Source organism: Mesorhizobium sp. WSM4810, from assembly GCF_055811235.1.
The window spans coordinates 134004-151376 of sequence record NZ_JBVVQV010000012.1 but is presented as its reverse complement, the minus strand read 5'-3'; the positions used below and the strand labels follow the sequence as shown (position 1 = coordinate 151376).

Annotated in this window: 18 protein-coding genes; 11 read left to right on the top strand and 7 right to left on the bottom strand. The window is 61.5% G+C overall.

The genetic code is table 11. The annotated features are described in order from the left end of the window. Positions 1-385: 385 nt before the first annotated feature. The 3 genes from AC0L3O_RS18955 to AC0L3O_RS18945 are packed head-to-tail and all read left to right on the top strand — an operon-like array spanning position 386 to position 3084. Positions 386-1507, top strand: coding sequence for an OmpA family protein (locus tag AC0L3O_RS18955; protein ID WP_473535938.1), 1122 nt, complete (start codon positions 386-388; stop codon positions 1505-1507). A gap of 29 nt (positions 1508-1536) precedes the next feature. Then, positions 1537-2010, top strand: coding sequence for a Rab family GTPase (locus AC0L3O_RS18950; protein ID WP_031254524.1), 474 nt, complete (start codon positions 1537-1539; stop codon positions 2008-2010). Positions 2011-2013: 3 nt separating this feature from the next. Beyond that, positions 2014-3084: an adenylate/guanylate cyclase domain-containing protein gene (locus tag AC0L3O_RS18945; RefSeq protein ID WP_023797985.1), complete on the top strand. Its 1071-nt coding sequence runs from the start codon at positions 2014-2016 to the stop codon at positions 3082-3084. 9 nt (positions 3085-3093) lie between these two features. Here AC0L3O_RS18945 and AC0L3O_RS18940 read toward each other — a convergent pair whose 3' ends face one another. The 5 genes from AC0L3O_RS18940 to AC0L3O_RS18920 all read right to left on the bottom strand — a co-directional run bounded on the left by AC0L3O_RS18940 (position 3094) and on the right by AC0L3O_RS18920 (position 7421). Next, positions 3094-3825 (bottom strand): amino acid ABC transporter ATP-binding protein, encoded by a 732-nt coding sequence (locus tag AC0L3O_RS18940; protein WP_128168932.1) that lies wholly within the window; start codon positions 3823-3825, stop codon positions 3094-3096. Next, positions 3806-4465 carry an amino acid ABC transporter permease gene (locus tag AC0L3O_RS18935; RefSeq protein ID WP_128247126.1) on the bottom strand — a complete coding sequence of 220 codons (660 nt, stop codon included), beginning with the start codon at positions 4463-4465 and terminating at the stop codon, positions 3806-3808. The genes AC0L3O_RS18940 and AC0L3O_RS18935 overlap by 20 nt, the downstream gene beginning before the upstream one ends. After that, on the bottom strand, positions 4462-5166 hold the full coding sequence (locus AC0L3O_RS18930; RefSeq protein WP_128168930.1) for an amino acid ABC transporter permease: 705 nt from the start codon (positions 5164-5166) through the stop codon (positions 4462-4464). The genes AC0L3O_RS18935 and AC0L3O_RS18930 overlap by 4 nt, the downstream gene beginning before the upstream one ends. A 70-nt stretch (positions 5167-5236) precedes the next feature. Beyond that, on the bottom strand, positions 5237-6043 hold the full coding sequence (locus AC0L3O_RS18925) for a transporter substrate-binding domain-containing protein (RefSeq protein ID WP_023797989.1): 807 nt from the start codon (positions 6041-6043) through the stop codon (positions 5237-5239). Between the two features lie 451 nt (positions 6044-6494). After that, positions 6495-7421: an SMP-30/gluconolactonase/LRE family protein gene (locus AC0L3O_RS18920; protein WP_128168929.1), complete on the bottom strand. Its 927-nt coding sequence runs from the start codon at positions 7419-7421 to the stop codon at positions 6495-6497. A gap of 214 nt (positions 7422-7635) precedes the next feature. Between AC0L3O_RS18920 and AC0L3O_RS18915 the strand changes: the two genes are divergently transcribed. Next, positions 7636-8676, top strand: a complete 1041-nt coding sequence (locus tag AC0L3O_RS18915) for a LacI family DNA-binding transcriptional regulator (RefSeq protein ID WP_373420399.1) — start codon at positions 7636-7638, stop codon at positions 8674-8676. Between the two features lie 77 nt (positions 8677-8753). Then, entirely contained in the window at positions 8754-9137 is a 384-nt protein-coding gene (locus tag AC0L3O_RS18910) for a GlcG/HbpS family heme-binding protein (RefSeq protein ID WP_473475698.1), read from the top strand. A 9-nt stretch (positions 9138-9146) separates the two neighbouring features. Here the strand turns inward: AC0L3O_RS18910 and AC0L3O_RS18905 are convergent, their stop codons facing one another. Next, complete coding sequence (locus tag AC0L3O_RS18905) at positions 9147-10178, bottom strand: L-idonate 5-dehydrogenase (RefSeq protein ID WP_128168927.1); 1032 nt, start codon at positions 10176-10178, stop codon at positions 9147-9149. 11 nt (positions 10179-10189) lie between these two features. Next, the gene (locus tag AC0L3O_RS18900) at positions 10190-11131 is read right to left on the bottom strand and encodes a 2-hydroxyacid dehydrogenase (protein WP_473475850.1); all 942 of its coding nucleotides are present in this window, start codon (positions 11129-11131) and stop codon (positions 10190-10192) included. Positions 11132-11256: 125 nt separating this feature from the next. Here AC0L3O_RS18900 and AC0L3O_RS18895 point away from each other — a divergent pair, with 125 nt between their 5' ends. From AC0L3O_RS18895 to AC0L3O_RS18870, 6 genes are all read left to right on the top strand, one after another. Continuing rightward, the gene (locus AC0L3O_RS18895) at positions 11257-12021 is read left to right on the top strand and encodes an SDR family oxidoreductase (protein WP_473616280.1); all 765 of its coding nucleotides are present in this window, start codon (positions 11257-11259) and stop codon (positions 12019-12021) included. Further along, positions 11990-12556: a gluconokinase gene (locus AC0L3O_RS18890; protein WP_473616279.1), complete on the top strand. Its 567-nt coding sequence runs from the start codon at positions 11990-11992 to the stop codon at positions 12554-12556. Before AC0L3O_RS18895 ends, AC0L3O_RS18890 begins: the two co-directional genes overlap by 32 nt. A gap of 3 nt (positions 12557-12559) precedes the next feature. After that, complete coding sequence (locus AC0L3O_RS18885; RefSeq protein ID WP_473535935.1) at positions 12560-13450, top strand: NAD(P)-dependent oxidoreductase; 891 nt, start codon at positions 12560-12562, stop codon at positions 13448-13450. A gap of 70 nt (positions 13451-13520) precedes the next feature. Further along, on the top strand, positions 13521-15017 hold the full coding sequence (locus AC0L3O_RS18880; RefSeq protein ID WP_023797996.1) for a sugar ABC transporter ATP-binding protein: 1497 nt from the start codon (positions 13521-13523) through the stop codon (positions 15015-15017). An 18-nt stretch (positions 15018-15035) separates the two neighbouring features. Continuing rightward, the gene (locus tag AC0L3O_RS18875) at positions 15036-16088 is read left to right on the top strand and encodes an ABC transporter permease (RefSeq protein WP_287259361.1); all 1053 of its coding nucleotides are present in this window, start codon (positions 15036-15038) and stop codon (positions 16086-16088) included. 45 nt (positions 16089-16133) lie between these two features. Next, a complete protein-coding gene (locus AC0L3O_RS18870; protein ID WP_473616278.1) occupies positions 16134-17252 on the top strand; it encodes an ABC transporter substrate-binding protein in 1119 nt (372 codons plus the stop codon). The last annotated feature ends 121 nt before the right edge of the window (positions 17253-17373 follow it).

Sequence of the window (17373 nt, the reverse complement as noted above, 5' to 3'; positions counted from 1 at the left end):
TGCCGGCCTGAGAGACCCGCTTGCCGCCGACCCGCAGGCTTTGCTGTCCGGAACGCAGGTCGATCCCGCCCGCGTTCATTCACAGTGGCAATTCTATCAGAGCCTTGAGCCGGAGTTCGTGTTGAAGCGGCTAACGGCGTCGCTAGCTCCGCCGGATTCAGTACGACTTTCGATCGTCAATGATCGCATCGTTGCCGAGGGTGAGGCTCCCGACACCTGGATAGATCGGGCACGCGCAGCGGCCCGACAGCTTGAGGCAGGCGGACCGGTATTCGATATCTCCAGGGTCCGTGATGTGAGCCCCGAAGCACGCGAGGCGGAGCGCTGGCAGGCCTATGTGTCGCGACTGGGAACCCAGCCGGGCATCATCGTTGCCGAACAAAAGATGCGCGATGGCCAATTCTATATTGCCGGCCTGAGAGACCCGCTTGCCGCCGACCCGCAGGCTTTGCTGTCCGGAACGCAGGTCGATCCCGCCCGCGTTCGTTCGCAGTGGCAATTCTATCAGAGCCTTGATCCGGAGTTCGTGCTGAAGCGGCTAACCGCGTCGCTGACCCCGCCGAAATCGGTTCGGCTTTCGATCGTCGAGGATCGCATCGTTGCCGAGGGTGAGGCTCCCGACACCTGGATAGATCGGGCACGCGTAGCGGCCCGACAGCTTGAGGCAGGCGGACCGGTATTCGACTTCTCCAAGGTTCGCGATGTGAGCCCCGAAGCACGCGCGGCGGAGCACTGGCAGACTTATGTGTCGCGTCTTGAGGCCCAACCGGGAATCATCGTCGCCCAACAAAGGGCGAGTGGCGGACATTTCTACATTTCCGGCCTGAGAGATCCGCAGGCCGCCGACCCGCAGGCTCTGCTGTCCGGAACGGACGTTGATCCGGCTCGCGTTCATTCGCAGTGGCAATTCTATCAGAGCCTTGATCCGAAGTTCGTGGTGAAGCGGCTGATGGCGTCGCTGGTCCCGCCGGATTCAGTACGATTTTCGATCATCAAGGATCGCATCGTTGTCGTGGGCGAGGCTCCTGCCGCCTGGATAGATCGGGCGCGGGTCGCCGCCCAACAACTGGCCGCGGACGGACTCTCTCTAGAAATTTCCGAGCTGCGCGAGGTGACCCCTCAGGAACTCACGCATTTGAGGGAGGCTATTCAAGCGGTCGACATTTTCTTCGATTCTGGCAAGGCTGTACCGGGACCAGAGCAACTGCCAGTTCTCGACCAATTGGCGAATCAATTGAAAGAATTGGCCAAGGACGCCCGCAAGGCAGGCGTAACAGCACAGTTCATGTTGACCGGCCATTCGGACACCGTGGGCCGTGAGACGGCCAACGCGTCGATCAGCGCCGCCCGCGCCGAGACAGTTCGTGCGCTTCTCAAGAAGCGCGGCGTCGCTCCGGAATCGCTTTTGGTTCGCGGCGCGGGCACTTTTGAGCCGGCGGAGACTGAGAATAGCCGAACCGGGAGCTCCGCCAATCGCAGAGTTTCGGTTACGGTAAACTTCCACTAGGGCCCAGGTTATTGCAAAAAAAGATCTGCATGTTGGGCGGGTTCGCTGTCGGAAAGACGAGTCTGGTTCGCAGGTTTGTGCAAAGCATCTTTTCAGAAACCTACTTGACCACGGTGGGAGTGAAAATCGACAAGAAGAGTGTTGTACTGCCGGATAAAACCGTGGATCTGATTTTGTGGGATCTGGCCGGCGAAGACGATATCGGGTCGTTCCGCGTCAGCTATGTGCGGGGCGCGAGCGGGCTCGTGCTTGTCGTCGATGGAACCCGCGCCGCTACCCTAGCAGTGGCGCTCACGCTGCGCGAGCGGGCCGAGGCCGAATTCGGCGCCATGCCGTTCGTATTGCTGTTCAACAAATCCGATCTGGCCGATCGGTGGGCAATATCGGATAGTGAGATCAACGAACTGAGGCAACTTGGATGGCAAATCTATCTGACAAGTGCGCTTTCGGGTGAATATGTTGATGATGCGTTCCGCCAGCTTGCTTCGATGGTCACCGAATAGACCATGCGTGGATTGCCAAGAGAAGTCAGAAGCTGGATTTACGATTTCTTCTCCAACGAGCACTCTGTCGCATATCTGAAAATTGATGCCCAGCTTTGCATCGCTGAGAAGGGCGGCAGTGTTGAACATTACGGCCTATCATCACTTTGCATTGGCAAGCCCGTTGCCGAGCAGCTTGCGTTCATGGAAGGTTTGCTGCCTTGCCCGGAGCTTCCATATCATATGGCCATGGTCGAACTGCCCAGCGGGCGTGTCGCGGACCTTCATCTTTTTGCTGGCAATGCCTGCGTATGGCTGCTCTTTCTTGACGCCACTGCCGAACGCGACAACAGGCAGCGGCTTCAACAGAAGGCTTATGAAATGACACTCCTGCAAGAGAGGGAGCGTCAACTCAACGAAAAATTACAGTTGACGAACGAGGCGTTGCGGCAGAGCCAGGAGGGATTGTCGCGTGAATACCAGCGCGCCGAAAGCCTGCTCCTCAACATTCTTCCGGCGTCGATCGCGGAGCGGTTAAAGGCCGACGAGCAAATTGCAGACAACCATGCTGACGTGAGTGTGCTTTTTGCCGACATCGTCGGATTTACGGAAAGAGCGCGGAACGTCGGAGCCGAGGTAACGCTGGCTATTTTGAACTACTTCTTCAAGGCAGCGGATCTGCTCTCGGAACGAGACGGCTGCGAAAAGATCAAGACAATCGGCGATTGTGTGATGGTGGTCGCTGGCCTGCCCGTCGCGCGATCCGATCATGCAGAAGCTCTTGCGCACTATGCACTTGAACTGCGGAAGGCGGTTAAGCACGAACGCTTCGCAGGAGAACCGATAAGACTCAGAATTGGAATTCACTCAGGACCAATCGTCGCGGGCGTCATAGGCAAAAGGCGGTTTGCCTATGACCTTTGGGGCGAGACCGTTAATCTCGCCGCACGTATTCAAACGTCAGCGGAGCCCGATGAAATCCGTATTTCGGATGCAACTCGCAAACTGCTTGGACCAAATTTTGCTTGCGACCCTCTCGCGGAAACGGAATTGCGCGGTACAGGTCGTGTGCGAATGTGGCGGCTCCCGGCCTGATTTGCCGGGCTACTTCACGTCCGATTTAATAAACTGCTGCAGTTCCGGGGTCTTCGGCCTGCCGAAGAGTTCAACCGAAGGCCCCTCTTCCCAGATCTTTCCGTGATGCATGAAAATCGTTGTGGTCGCCACCCGGCGGGCAAAACCCATCTCGTGGGTGACGAGCAGCATGGTCATTCCGTTACGGGCGAGCGTTTCCAGCACGTTCAGCACCTCCTCGGTCAGTTCCGGATCGAGCGCCGACGTCACCTCGTCGAACAGCATCACCTTGGGACGCATGGCGAGCGAGCGGGCGATCGCCACGCGCTGCTGCTGGCCGCCGGAAAGCTGGTCGGGATAGGCGTCGAACTTCTCCGACAGGCCAACCATGCCGAGAACTTCCTCCGCAGTGGTTTTGGCTTCAGCTTTCGACACCAATTTGACGATCCGCGGCGCCAGCATGATGTTTTCGGCCACCGTCAGGTGCGGAAAGAGATTGTAGCTTTGGAAGACGATGCCGACATCGGTGCGCAGCTTGCGCAACTCTTTCGGGTCTCGGCCAACGGCGTGGCCGGCAACTTCGATGCGGCCGGAATTGATCTTTTCCAGGCCGTTGATGCAGCGCAGAAGCGTGCTTTTTCCGGAACCGGAGCGGCCGATCAACGCAAACACATCGCCCCGATTGACGGACAGCGAGACGCCCTTGAGGACTTCGACAGCTCCGAAGCTCTTGTGGACATTATCAATAAGCACTTCCGGCATGGAGCCTCCTTTCCAGCAGACGCGACAGCTGGGACAACGGATAGCAGACGACAAAGTAGAGAGCCGCGACTGCGAGAAAAACGCGGAACGGCTGGAACGTCGCGTTGTTGATGAGTTGCCCGGCGCGGGCGAGTTCAACGAAGCCGATGATCGAGGTGATCGACGTGTTCTTGACCACCTGCACGGCAAAGCCGACGGTGGAAGGGAGCGCGATGCGTAGGGCCTGGGGCAGGATGACGTAGCGGTATTGCTGGGCTCGCGTCATCGCCAAGGATTCCGACGCCTCCCATTGCTGCTTGGCCACGGCCTGAATGGAGCCGCGCCAGATCTCCGCAAGGTAGCCCGAGGCATAGATCGTCATCGAAACGCCGGCTGCGACCAGGGGCGGCATTTGAAAGCCGGCGAGGCTGAGGCCGTAATACGAAAGAAACAGGATCATCAGCACGGGAATGCCCTGGATGATCTGGATGTAGGTGGCGGCGGCAACCCGCACGGCCTTGCGTGTCGAGGTCCGCGCGAGTGCAATGATAAAGCCGATAAAACCGCCACCGGAAAGCGCAATGACGGTCAAAAGGATCGTCCACTGCAGCGCCGAGAGAAGGAAACCGAATTCGCTGAAGCCGAAAGTCCGGAGCGTCATGCCTGCACCTCCGCAAGGGAGGTCGTCGCCTTGCGCGCCACACGGCGCCCGAACAGGCCCCAGCCAACGAGCGCCAGTATCGCGCGCAACGCCAGGGCGAGAGCCAGATAGATCAGCGTCACGACGATATAGACTTCGAACGAACGAAAACTTTGCGATTCGACAAAGGCTGCGGAAGCGGCGAGTTCCTTGGTCGAAATCGCCGAACAGATGCTTGAAGCAAGCATCATCAGGACGAATTGGCTGCACAGCGCCGGATACACCTTGGCGATTGCCGGCATGATGATGACATGGCGATAGATTTGAAAGGACGTGAACCCGAGCGCTTCACCCGCCTCGATCTGCGACTTGTGGATGGCTTCTATGCCGGCTCGGATAATTTCGGTCGAATAGGCTGCGAGGTTTATCGTCATGCCGATCAGCGCCGCCGTCGTTGCGCTAACCCGCAGACCAACGCCGGGTAGTCCGAAATAAATGATGAAAAGCTGAACCAGGAATGGCGTGTTGCGGATGATCTCGACATACGCATCGACCATGAGCCGTACCGCCCGGCCGTGCATCGAACGCAGCGACGCGAGAACGATGCCGAACGAACTTCCCATCACGATGGAGGCGGCGGACAACATGATCGTCAGCCATATCCCAGCGACAATCTCGTCGGTGTATTGCGCGATAGCGCCGAACTGGAATGTGTAAGACATTCTTGGTCCTCGATCGGAACGTCACCAACGAATTTGCCGGACGCAGATCGTCCGGCAACCTTTCGTGAGATCAGAACAAAGGCAGTTGCGGCATCGGGGTGCCCGTCCACTTCGTCGCGATGGCGTCAAGTTCGCCGGAATTCTTCATCAGATAGATCGCGGTGTTGAGCCACTGGTGCACCTCGAAATCCTGGAGCGTGGTGGCCATGGAGTTGCCTTGCCGGAAAAAGGTGAAGCCGACCTGCAGACCGGCGTCCGGCCGCTGCTGAATGATGGCGTTGGCAACCGTCGAGGGGAGCGCGGTCGCATCGACCTGGCCGGCAAAGAGCGCCTGAGCGGTTGTCGAATCGTCCTCGAACACGACGATCTCGAGCCCTGGCACAGCGACCCGCCGCAATGCGGCTTCCTGCGACGAGCCCCGATTGACGCCAACGCGTTTGCCTTCGAGCTCTGATAGCTGGGCGAATTTCTGATCTGGGCCAGACACGATCACCATGTTGAAGGCACTGTAGGGCTGGGTGAACATGACGGTCTTGGCCCGTTCTCCGGTGGGCGCCAGTGTGGCCACCAGGAAATCGACCTTGCCGGTTTGCAGGGCTGGGATTCGCGACGGCGGCGTCAGCGGAACGAGTTCCGCCTTCACTCCAAGATAACCGGCAATGAGGTTGGCGACGTCGACGTCGTAGCCCGTTGGATTGCCGCTTTCATCGACCATGCCCATCGGAGGCGCGCCGGTCACGACGCCGATTCGGACGCTGCCGCGTGACGTAATCTCTTCCAGAGTGATGGCGCTGGCGGGCGAGTTGGCCATCGCTAGCATTGGGACGGCAAGGCTGATCGCGGCGAATATTGCGCGGATTTTGACAAGTGGTTTCATGGTGTTCTCCTCCGTGAAAGATCCCGAGGCGCCGACTGCGAGGCGCCTATCAAATATGTCCGTGCATCCACCGGCATTGACACGATCGGACAGATGGCTGTGTCTGCTCCTAGAGCTTCGATGTTGGAAAATTGGATCTGCACACTGCCCTTGGCGACTGCACAGGCGTTCTCCGCGGGCCTTAGCCCCGCATTTGCGAGCGTGCCGATCTCATTTCTCCTCCAACCGCCCTATATTGATGTTATCGATAACATGATGTCAAGTGCCCAGTGCGTGTTTCATGGATTGTTAGCCCCAAATGCGCGAAATACAGGAGATTCGCGGCTTGGTTGCGGGTCTAAGGGACATTCGCTTCGGCGACTCCCCGATCTTGGCTCTACCGCGATGCTCGAGTTGTAACATTGTCGAGCAGTCGCAGACGCCCGAGATGGCTGACCGTTCTGCTGCAGTGTCAGCCCAGTTTGGAGCCGTTGGCCGTAAGATAGACGGCATAAAGCGAAGTCGTCGCGCAGATGAAGAGTCGGTTGCGGCGAGTTCCGCCGAAAGTGACGTTCGCGACGGTCTCGGGAATACGGATCTTGCCGATTAGCGTTCCGTCCGGATCGAAACAGTGAACCCCATCACCGGCGCTGGTCCAGACGCGGCCTTTCGTGTCGATCCGGAAGCCGTCGAAAAATCCGCTGGCGCATTCGGCAAAGACGTCGCCGCCGCTCAGCCTTCCTTCGTCGCCGACGCGGAGCTTCCGGATGTGACGGGGTCCGCGCTCTAGGTGCGTAGCGCCCGTGTCGGTGACATAGAGCAGTTTTTCGTCGGGGGAAAACGCAAGGCCGTTGGGCTTGACGAAGTCGTCGGCGACTCGAGTGACCGCGCCCGTCGCCGCATCGACCCGGTAGACATGGCAGCCGCCGATCTCTTCCTCGCCGTAATCGCCCTCATAGTCGTGCATGATGCCGTAGGGCGGATCCGTGAACCAGATCGCGCCGTCCGACGCAACCACGACGTCGTTCGGCGAGTTGAAGCGCCTGCCTTCGAACCGGTCGGCAACGATCGTGATCGCGCCATCGAACTCCGTCCTTGTCACCCGTCGCGCCAGGTGCTCGCAGGTGACAAGCCGCCCATGATTGTCGACCGTGTTTCCGTTGCTGTTATTGCAAGGCTGGCGAAACACCGAAACCGAGCCGTCGGTCTCATCCCAGCGCATTATCCGGTTGTTCGGAATGTCGGACCAGATGAGATAGCGGCCCGGCCCGAACCACGCAGGGCCCTCCAGCCAGCGCCCGCCCGACCAAAGCCGCTCGACGCGCGCGTGCCCGACGAAGCAAGCGGCAAATCGCGGATCGAGCATTTCGAAACCTGTGCCCTCAATATTTTCAAACATTGGCCTCACGCCTCCCGCACGCTGGATCTGCGCTGGCCGGTTGGGGCCAGCTGATGGGCCCGCGGCACAACTGTTGCCAGCGCTGTATGATAGCGATAACATATCAATTGTAATCTGATTTCCAAGGGGGCATGCATGAGGACGGGCGCGCGATGAATCCATGGCACGCTCCGTCGTTAGCGTGCGTCCCGCAACCGGCTTGCGGAGCGCCATGATGCCCAAGGGACTGAACGCCAAATCTCCCGAGAACCAGGCGCCGACGATGCTTGACGTGGCCCGCCGGGCCGGCGTCTCGGCGATGACGGTATCGCGAGCGCTCAAGAAGGACGGCCGCGTCTCGGATGCAACCCGTGAACGGATCCTGGCGGCGGTAAACGAGCTTGGTTATGTGCTCGACCAGTCTGCCGGAAGCCTGTCGTCACGCAAGACCGGGTTTGTGGCCGCGATCATTCCCTCGATCAACAATTCGAATTTTGCCGACACCGCCCGCGGCATCACCGACGAACTGGAGAATACGGGTCTTCAGCTTCTGCTCGGCTACACCGACTACACGGCGGAAAAGGAAGAAAGGCTGATCGAGGCGATGCTTCGCCGACGTCCGGAGGGCATTATCCTGACCGGCGGCACACATACCGATCTTACACGGCGCATGTTGGAAAGCGCGGGCATTCCGGTGGTTGAAACGTGGGAATTGCCGCCGAAGCCGATCGATCAGGTCGTCGGCTTCTCAAATGAGGAAGCGATGGCGCTGCTCGTCAGGACATTGGCGAAAAAAGGCTACCGGAAATTCGGCTATATCGGCGGTACGACGTCACGGGATACGCGCGGCAGCCAGCGGCGGGCCGGATTCGTCAAGGCGATCGAGGAACTCGGCCTGCCGCCCGGCCGCCTGGTTTCATTCGGCGTGCCTCCAATTTCGATCGAGCAGGGCGGACAGGCGGTCGTCGGCATGCTGGAGCGCTGGCCGGATACCGAGGTCGCGCTGTGCGTCTCGGATTTGTCGGCGTTTGGTGCGGTGATGGAGTGCAAGCGCCGGGGCATCCGGATTCCGCAGGACATCGCGATCGCCGGCTTCGGCGATTTCGAGATTGCAGCTTACTGCCATCCGACACTCACGACGGTGAACGTGGACTGCTACGGCATCGGCAAACAGGCAGCACGCAAGCTGATCCAGTCGATCAAGGGCGAAGACAACGGCTTGTCCCAGGAAATTATCTTGACCAGCTACAAGGTGGTGGAGCGGGAAAGCGCCTAACACTCAACCATTCCGGCGATAGGGGCCGCACCCTGGCGATGTTCCGCGAAACCCTAAGTCTGAGCCATGACGGCGCAATGAAGGCGCTGAGCGCAGGCATGGCGCCAGCAAGCGCAATGGGTGTCCCGCAATGCTTCGTCGTGGTCGACGCCAGCGGCGAGACGATCGCCAGCCTGCGCATGGACGGCGCCAGGTATTTGAGCATGCATACCGCGCGGGCAAAGGCGCGCACGGCGGCAGCCATCGACGCCGCGACAGGCGCAATACCATTCGAGGCAGCGGCGGCAGTCGCATCGCAGGGCGGCGTGAGCTGTCTTCCCAGCGGATTGCCCATCCGCTTCGACAGCAGGCTTGCGGGCGCGATTGGCGTTGGATCGGGAAGCGGCGAGCAGGACATCGACGTCGCGCGCCGTCCTGGCAGCGATCGGCGCCGATATGCTGTGAGCGGCTCGCTCCGGTAGCGCAGCCCTTCAGAAGGCGATCTGGACCTTCATCGACTTGTTGCGGTCGCCGGCGATCTCGAAGGCTGCGACGGCTTCCTTGAGCGGATAGATCCTTGTAAGCAGCGGTTTCACATCCACCCGGCGGCGGTTGATCAGGTCGACGGCGAGCGCGAACTCGTCGTGGAAGCGGAACGTGCCGCGCATCTCGATTTCCTTCGCGACGACGAGATTTTGCGGGATCGCCAGGTCGCCGCCGAGCCCGAGCTGCATCAGCACGCCGCGCGGCCTTAGAACCTCAAGACCGGCGCGAACAGCGCGCTCGTTGCCCGACGCCTCAAACATCACGTCGAAATATCCCTTGTCGGCGTTGTAGGCCGCCAGCTTGTCGGCGTCGGTCGCGACGTTGATCGTGCGATCGGCGCCGATTTCCGTGGCTGTTTTCAAAACGCCGGCCATCACATCGGTTGCGACGATTTCCCGTGCCCCGTGCGCGCGGGCGGCGATGATGCAGAGCGCCCCGATCGGCCCGCAGCCCGTGACGAGAACCCGCTTGCCCAACAGCGAACCCGCCCGGTTGACGGCGTGCAGCGTAACCGCGAACGGCTCGGCGAAGGCCGCCTCGTTGATCGAGACGTGGTCTGCTATCCGGTGGCACTGCGTGGCGTCGGCGACCAGCCGTTGGCGGAATGCTCCCTGGATATGCGGCATAGGCATGGCGCTGCCGTAAAAGCGCATGTTGAGGCACTGGTTCTGCTGGCCCTTAAGGCAATAGCGGCAGGCATTGCACGGCCGGCTCGGCGAGACCGCAACCCGATCGCCTGTTTCGAGGCAGGAAACCCCCTCCCCGACCGCCCTGATCGTGCCAGCGACTTCGTGGCCGAGGATCATCGGTTCGCGCAGCCGGATCGCGCCGAAGCCGCCGTGGTTGTAGTAATGCAGGTCGGAGCCGCAGATGCCGCCGGCCTCAATAGCGATGTCGACCTGTCCGGGTTCGAGCGCGCCGGGGTCGGTTTCTTCGATCCGCAGATCCCTTGCGGCATGAATGACGAGCGACTTCATGGACGCGCCTCCTAAACGACCGGCGTCAGCAGGGCCTGCCCGCTGAAATGGGCGGCGAGATTGTCGCGCACGAGCCTGCCCATCGCCTTTCTTGTTTCGACCGTGCCGCTGGCGTGGTGCGGCTGCAGCACGACATTGCCGAGCTTCAGAAAGCGCTCGTCGATCGCCGGCTCGTTCCAGAAGACGTCAAGCCCCGCTCCCTTGATTGTTTTCGATTCCAGGGCTGCGAGCAGCGCCGTTTCGTCGACCGTGCTGCCGCGCGAGATGTTGACGAGAATGCCGTCAGGACCGAGCGCTTCAAGGACGGAGGCGTTGATGATGTTTTTTGTGCTTTCGCCTCCGGCGAGTGTTACGATCAAAAATTCGCTGTCGCGCGCCAAGTCCACGAGGTCGCCGACATAGGCGTAAGGTAGGTCGCCGCGCCTGTTGATGTCGTAGTACGAGATGGCACAATCGAAGGCGGCCGCGCGCTTTGCCACCGCGGCGCCGACCCGGCCCATGCCGACAATGCCGAGCTTTTTGCCGCAGACGCGGGTAACGAGTTGCATATTGCCCTTGGTCCAGCTTCCGTTCCGCACATAGGCATCCGCCTGAGGGATATTGCGCGCCACCGATAGCAGAAGACCGATGCCGATGTCGGCGACGTCTTCGGTAAGCACATCCGGCGTGTTGGTGACCCGGATCCCGTTCGCCCTGGCGTGGCCGAGGTCTATCGCGTCGGTGCCCACTCCGTAGCAGGAGACGATCTCCAGCTTAGGCAGCCTTGCCATGAGCGCGGCGCTCGCACCCAGTTCGCCGCGCGTTGCGATGGCGCGGATGGCGTCGGCCTTTCCGGTGAGCAGCGCGTCCTTGTCCGTCGCCTCCCAGAGCTTATGCATCCGGTATTTTGCTTCCAGGTCTTCCATGTCCCAGGCGGGGTAAGGACCTATCATCAGGATGTCGGTCACCGGCAGGTCTCCTCCGAATTTTCACCTTTTCTATTGACTATGTTATCGATAACATCCATGTCAATAGGGTAGAAAGGCGGAGCAAGAAAATCGGTTCGCCTGGAATCGTTCTGCCTTGCAGGGAGGTTGGAGTGAATTCGCTCTTCGATTTGACTGGGCTTAGAGCCCTGGTTACCGGATCGAGCCAAGGCATCGGCCTTGCCCTGGCCGAGGGTCTGGCGCGTCATGGCGCGACGATCGTACTCAACGGCCGCAACGCCGACAAAGTCGCGGAGGCGGCTGGAATGCTCGCCGCGAAGGGCTTCAAAGCCGATGGCGCGGTGTTCGACGTCACCTCAGCAGAGGCTGCCGCAAAAGGCGTCGCCGACATCGAAGCCAATCTTGGGCCGATCGATATTCTCGTGAACAATGCCGGCATGCAGTATCGCGCGCCGCTCGAGGATTTTCCGGTCGACAAGTGGGATGAACTCCTGCGCACCAACATTTCGAGCGTCTTTTATGTCGGTCAGGCGGTGGCCCGGTACATGATCCCACGCCAGAAAGGCAAGATCATCAACATCGCCTCTGTGCAGAGCGAATTGGCCCGGACCAACATCGCGCCGTACACCGCCACCAAGGGCGCCGTGCGCAATTTGACGCGCGGCATGTGCGCGGACTGGGCCAAACATGGCCTGCAGATCAACGCGATCGCACCCGGCTATTTCAAGACCCCGCTCAATCAGGCGCTGGTCGAAAATCCGGAGTTCTCGGCCTGGTTGGCCAACCGCACTCCGGCGGGAAGGTGGGGCAATGTCGACGAATTGGTTGGCGCGGCGGTCTTCCTCGCCGGCCCGGCTTCGTCATTCGTCAACGGTCATACGCTTTATGTCGATGGCGGCATCACGACCTGCCTCTGAGCCGGCGCTCATCGTGGTGATGGGCGTCAGCGGCTGCGGCAAAACCAGCATTGGCGAGGGCATCGCCGCGCGCCTGGGCATCGAATTTGTCGAGGGCGACGCGCTGCATCCGCGCCAGAACGTCGAGAAGATGTCGGCCGGCGTTCCGCTTGACGACGCCGATCGCTGGCCTTGGCTGGACCTTGTCGGCAAGGCGCTGCGTACGGCACAAGGCGATGGCCTTGTCGTCACCTGCTCGGCACTCAAGAAAGCTTATCGCGATCGCCTTCGCCAGGCGGCCGGAGGCGATCTGGTCTTCGTGTTCCTGGAAGGATCGCACCAATTGCTGCGGCAACGGATCGGCGAGCGGCGCGGTCACTTCATGCCACCCTCGCTGCTGGACAGCCAGTTCGCGACACTGGAACATCCCACGGCCGAGCAGGGCGTGGTGACGGTCAACATCGCTGCTACGATGGACGCGATCATGGACGCCGCGTGTGCACGGCTGGCGGAGATGGGGATCGGGGCGCAGATTCAGCAAATGAAGGGAACGTGAGATATGTCGCAAGCCCCAGCAAAGATCGCCGTCATCGGCGCCGGCATCATGGGCTCGGCGATCACGGCCCGGCTTCTCGAGGAGGGGCAGGCGGTGACGGTGTTCGATCTCGACAGCGCCAAGCTATCCGCTCTTGCCGGTAAAGGCGCAGCATCCGCCGTCTCCGTTGCCGGCGCGACGCTGGCAAGCGATTTCGTCATCCTCAGCCTCAACCACGCCAATATAGTGCGTGCCGCGGTGTTCGGCGCCGAGGGCGTCGCTGAAGCAGCCGGACCCGGAAAGATCCTCATCGACATGTCTTCCATCGATCCGGTCGATACCGCGCAGATGTCGAAAAAACTTGCCGACGAGACCGGCATGAAATGGGTGGACTGTCCGCTTTCGGGCGGCGCACCCGGCGCGCTTGCGGGCCGCCTGACGGTTATGGCCGGCGGCGACAAGGCCGATTTCGAGCGCGCCCGAACGGTCATGCAGCATCTTTGCGCAAACTACACGCTGATGGGCCCGAGCGGCGCCGGCCAGACGACCAAGCTGATCAACCAGCTCTTTTGCGCCGTGCTGTTCCAGGCGGTCGCGGAAGCGGTGAAACTAGCCGAAGCCGGAGGCGTCGATGCAGCACTAATTCCCGCGGCGCTCGCCCGCGGTCGCGCCGATTCCAACATCATGCAGGAGTTCATGAAGAAATTCGCCGCGCGCGATTTCTCGCCGACTGGCCGGATCGACAACATGCTGAAGGATCTCGATTCCCTCCAGGCGTTCGCAATGAAGACGAAAACACCGCTGCCGATGACTGGGCAGGTCGTCGAAATCCATCGCCTGCTTTGCGCGGCCGGTCTCGGAGCCCGCGATTCCGCCGAAATGATGCGCCTGCTCGACGGCATGCACCAGGACTGACGCATGATTTACGAGGCGGCGGTTGACTCTGGATATGTTATCGATAACATACCCTTTGGGAGGAGCGTGCGTGGTCGGGACCAAGCTGATCGAGTTTCAGACGATTACCAAGGAGTTCGGCGGCACGCGCGCGCTTTCCGACGTATCGCTCGATTTGCATGAGGGCGAAATTCTCGCCCTGCTGGGAGAGAACGGCGCCGGCAAATCGACGCTCATCAAGACGCTCGCCGGCATCCACCGGCCGGATGGCGGACGCATTCTGTTTCGCGGCGAGCCCTATCAGCATCGGCCTCCGCGTCCCAACCAGCGCCAGCAGGTTGCCTTCATCCACCAGGATCTCGGGCTGATCGAATGGATGTCTGTCGGCGAGAATGTCGGGCTGGCTCAGGGGTTTTCGCTCCGCTCGGGCCTTATCGACTGGCGCGCGACGGAAGAGCGGGCTCAGGCCGCGCTCAGCCTCGTTGGTTGCGATTTCGATCCGACGACCCGGGTCCAGGATCTCACCCGGACGGAAAAGTCGCTCGTCGCGATCGCCCGAGCGCTGGCAACCGAAGCCGATGTGCTCGTGCTCGACGAGCCGACGGCGAGCCTTCCCGCCGACGAGGTCGACCGATTGTTCGACGCGCTTCGTCCGCTGAAGCAGCGCGGCGTCGGCATGATCTATGTTTCGCACCGGCTCGACGAGATTTTCCGCATCGCCGATAAGGTAGCCGTGCTGCGGGACGGGAAGCTGGTCGGCCAGAACAAGGTAGCGGACACAAAGCCGGATGAACTGGTGGAAATGATCGTTGGGCGACCGGCGAGCCAGGTCTTTGCCAAGGCGGCCACCAAGGCGGGCGCGACGATCTGCGCGGTGCGCGACCTGGTTTGCGCGGGAGCCGGGCCGGTTTCCTTCGACGTCCGCCGGGGTGAAATGCTCGGCCTTGTCGGGCTGCGCGGCGCCGGGCAGGAACTCATCGGGCGGACGCTCTTCGGCTGCACAACTTTTGCGGGCGAGATTTCCATCGACTGCAAAACGCCTGATCTCTCCAGTCCCATTGCGGCGATGCAAGCCGGAGTCGGTCTCATCGCCCGCGATCGCACCGAGGAGTCGATCGCGGCTGCACTCTCAATCCGCGAAAACATTTTTATCAATCCGGGCGCGGCCAGGCGCAGCCTGTTTTCCTTTCTCGCTGGCCACAAGGAGGCGGCACATGCTCGGGCGATCGGCGATACGGTCGGCCTCAGGCCCAACGATCCGGACCTGCCGATCGAGGCGCTGTCCGGCGGCAACCAGCAGAAGGTCGTCGTCGGCCGTTGGCTTCATACCGGCCGCAAGCTGCTCATCGCCGAAGACCCGACCGCCGGCGTCGATGTCGGCGCGAAGGCCGAGATTTACCGGCTGATCGGGCGGGCGCTCGAAGCCGGATTGGGCGTCGTCGTTGTTTCGACCGACTTCGAGGAGATCGCCCATATCTGCCACAGGGCGCTGGTCTTTTCCCGCGGGCAGATCGTTCGCGAACTCGCCGGCGATGAACTCACGACATCCGCCGTGATCACCGCCGCATCGGCATCCGAAGCCGCCTGACCGTCCCGGAGCAAGACCATGCAATCCATCGAATCCACCGCTCTCGAGCCGACACGGGGCGAAATGACCGGCCTGCCGGCGCGGCAGAAGCTCATCAGGCTCGTCCCGGTCTACGGCCTCGTCATCCTCACGCTTATGCTGATCGTGCTGTTCTCAATCCTGCTGCCGAAAACGTTCCCGACACTGCTCAATTTACGCTCGATCGTTTCCGACAAGGCGATCATCGCACTGCTGTCGCTGGCCGCCATGATACCGATGGCTTCGGGCCGCATCGACCTGACCGTCGGCTACGGAATAGTGTTGTGGCACATCCTCGCTATCAGCCTGCAGACCATGCTGGGCATCCCCTGGCCCCTCGCCGTGATGATCGTCCTGTTTCTCGGCGCCGGTACGGGCTTCCTGAACGGGCTCCTCGTGGAAGTCGCCCGGATCGATTCCTTCATCGCCACGCTCGGCACGGGAACCGTGCTCTATGCGCTTGCCCTTTGGCACACCGGCGGGCGGCAGGTGGTCGGTGTCTTGCCCGACGGGTTCTATGCGCTCAACGGCACCATGCTGTTCGGCCTGCCGATCACCGGCTTCTATGTGCTGGCGATCGCCATCACGTTGTGGATCGTGCTGGAATATTTGCCGATCGGCCGCTACGTCTACGCGATCGGCGCCAATCCCAAGGCGGCTGCCCTCAACGGCATTCCTGTCCGGCGCTTCGTCATCGGGGCTTTCATCTCGTCTGGGTTTCTCACCGCACTGACGGGCGTTCTGCTCGCTTCCAAGCTGCGCATCGGCCAGGCGAGCGTCGGCCTTGAATATCTGCTGCCGGCGCTTGTCGGTGCGTTCCTCGGCTCGACCACCATCAAACCCGGCCGGGTCAATGTCTGGGGCACGATGATCGGCGTCGCCATCCTCGCCGTCGGAATTTCCGGAATCCAGCAATTCGGCGGCTCCTTCTTCGTTGAGCCTCTATTCAACGGCGTGACGCTTCTCGTCGCGATCGGCATTGCCGGATACGCGCAGCGCAAACGGGGCGCCGCGGCAAAACTGCCGCGAAAGCCAAATCCGCCCGGAAGCTAATAGTCCGGACAGTCGATCAGGATCTTAAGAGCAGGGAGTAGGGTTATGCAGCGCAGGAACTTCTTGAAATCATCGGTGGCAATGCTGTCGGCCGCCATCGTGGCCCCGGCAATATTTGCCGACCAGGCGCGGGCCGATGCTATGGCCGACGCCATGGCGATCGTCGAAAAATATGCCCAGAAAGTTACGGCCTGGGATGGCCCGACCTCCGGCCCGAGGGCCCAGGAAGGCAAGACAATCGTCGTTCTTGCCGGCGACCTGAAGAATGGCGGCATCCTTGGGGTGACGACCGGCGTCGAGGAAGCGGCCGAGGCGATCGGCTGGGAGGTCAAGGTAATCGACGGCGCCGGATCGATCGGAGGCCGCACCGCCGCCTTCGGCCAGGCCATGGCGCTGCAGCCAAGCGGCATCATCATCAACGGCTTCGACGCGGTCGAACAGGCACCGGCGATCGAGCAGGCCAAGGCCGCGGGCATTCCGATGGTCGCCTGGCATGCTGGGCCGACGATCGGCCCGGACGACAAGATCGGGCTCTTTGCCAATGTCTCCACCGACGCCATGCAGGTTTCAGCCGCGGCCGCGAACTGGGCCTACGCAGACGCCAAAGGAAAACCCGGAGTCGTGATCTTCACCGATTCAACCTATGCGATAGCCATCGCCAAGGCCGATCGGATGAAGGAAGAAATCGAGAAGCTCGGCGGGACCGTGCTCGAATATGTCGACACGCCGATCGCCGAAACGTCGCAGCGCATGCCGCAGCTGACCACCTCACTGCTGCAGAAGTACGGCGACAGCTGGACGCATTCGCTGGCCATCAACGATCTCTATTTCGACTTCATGGGCCCCTCGCTCGCGGCAGCCGGCAAGACGGGTACCGACGCGCCGATCAACGTCGCCGCCGGCGACGGCTCGGAATCAGCTTATCAACGCATCCGCGCCGGCCAGTTCCAGAAGGTGACGGTGGCCGAACCGCTCAACCTGCAGGGCTGGCAGCTGGTCGACGAGCTGAACCGCGCGATCGCCGGTGAAAAATGGTCCGGCTACCTTTCGCCGCTCCATGTCGTGACAGCGGACAATGTCGAGTTCGACGGCGGGCCGAAGAACAGCTTCGACCCCGACAATGGCTATCGCGACGAATACAAGAAAATGTGGGGCAAGATGTAGGCGCAAGCCGTAGCGGGGGGGGGGGGGGGGTGGGGCCGCGGCCCCCCCCCCCCCCCCCCCCCCCCCCCACCACCCCCCCCCCCCGGGGGCGGGGGGGGGGGGGGGGGGCGGGGGGGGGGGG